Raw genomic sequence first — 225 nt, forward strand, 5'->3', positions numbered from 1 at the left:
CTAGGAATAAAGTAATCTGGCACGACACCTTGCACACTAATATTATAAGTCCACTCAGCACCATTAGATGCTTGAATTAAGAAATCAATACCTGTTAATAACGTCGCTCCGTTTTCTGCTTTAGTATCCCAAAAAGAAAAATCAGCTTTATCTGCAACCATTTCAACAGCTGTTAATGCAACAAGATTATAAGCACTGTAGAAATAAGAACGAGTACGCTCTAAT

Annotated in this window: 1 protein-coding gene; it reads right to left on the reverse strand. The window is 36.0% G+C overall.

Annotation, left to right across the window (positions count from 1 at the left end):
• The coding region (locus tag V6256_RS15655; protein WP_341599153.1) for an alginate lyase family protein at positions 1-225 on the reverse strand (225 nt) is incomplete at both ends.

This window comes from Psychromonas aquatilis (assembly GCF_038155185.1).
GTDB classification, from domain to species: domain Bacteria; phylum Pseudomonadota; class Gammaproteobacteria; order Enterobacterales; family Psychromonadaceae; genus Psychromonas; species Psychromonas aquatilis.